The following is a 660-nucleotide window of genomic DNA, read 5'->3' as shown; positions in this document are numbered from 1 at the left end:
CGGGTTCGGCGTACACAGCGACACTGGCCAGCCCGGCATCAGCGGCCGCCCGGATCACCCGAACCGCGATCTCACCACGATTGGCAACAAGAACCTTGGAAATCTTCTTATGGGAGGTAGAGGTGGTCATCTGTGCGAAGTCCTTCACTGGCCGAATCGGGCATTGACGAAAAGAGCTGGGGCACTGGCGAGTCCGTAGCGATGCATATCTTCCGGTCGACCCCACAGATCGATCGGGGCCGGCACGTCCTCAGCCGCCGACGACTGCGCGGCAGTCAGAACCGCAACGACAGCAGCGATCTCGGTGTCCGTCGGACTTCCGCGAAACGACCAACTATCCGACGCAGCAGCAGAATTCGCTTCGCTCACTGCGTCATGATTCGCTTCGCCGCTCACTGCGTCATGCTTCGTGTCGCTCATAGTGGGATGTTTCCGTGTTTCTTCGGGGGCAGGGTCACTTGTTTGCGTTCGAGCAGTCGCAACGCGGTCACGATCTGCCCGCGGGTGTGACTGGGCGGGATGACCGCATCGAGATACCCGCGCTCGGCCGCGACGTACGGGTTGACCAACGTGTCCTCGTACTGCTGCTGCAACGTCAGCCGCAACGCATCGACGTCCTCACCGTTCTTCGCCGCCTCGAGCAACTGCTTGCGGTAGACG

Annotated in this window: 3 protein-coding genes; all 3 read right to left on the bottom strand. The window is 61.5% G+C overall.

The genetic code is table 11. The features are described from left to right. Positions 1-130 (bottom strand): biotin carboxylase N-terminal domain-containing protein (locus CH285_RS25425; protein ID WP_141214848.1); only part of this gene is annotated, 130 nt, incomplete at its 3' end. Positions 131-144: 14 nt separating this feature from the next. Continuing rightward, complete coding sequence (locus CH285_RS25420) at positions 145-420, bottom strand: acyl-CoA carboxylase epsilon subunit (protein WP_094642613.1); 276 nt, start codon at positions 418-420, stop codon at positions 145-147. Continuing rightward, the coding region (locus tag CH285_RS25415) for a carboxyl transferase domain-containing protein (RefSeq protein WP_303396229.1) at positions 417-660 on the bottom strand (244 nt) is incomplete at its 5' end. The genes CH285_RS25415 and CH285_RS25420, both read right to left, overlap by 4 nt.

The sequence above is a fragment of the Rhodococcus sp. 05-2256-B1 genome (assembly GCF_002258465.1).
GTDB lineage: Bacteria > Actinomycetota > Actinomycetes > Mycobacteriales > Mycobacteriaceae > Rhodococcoides > Rhodococcoides fascians.
Note: the sequence above shows the minus strand (reverse complement) of the source record. Positions and strands in the feature narration are given on the sequence as shown.

Bases quoted from the DNA above. Each gene is read 5' to 3' on its own strand.
- CH285_RS25420 (WP_094642613.1), bottom strand. From the start codon at position 420: ATGAGCGACACGAAGCATGACGCAGTGAGCGGCGAAGCGAATCATGAC.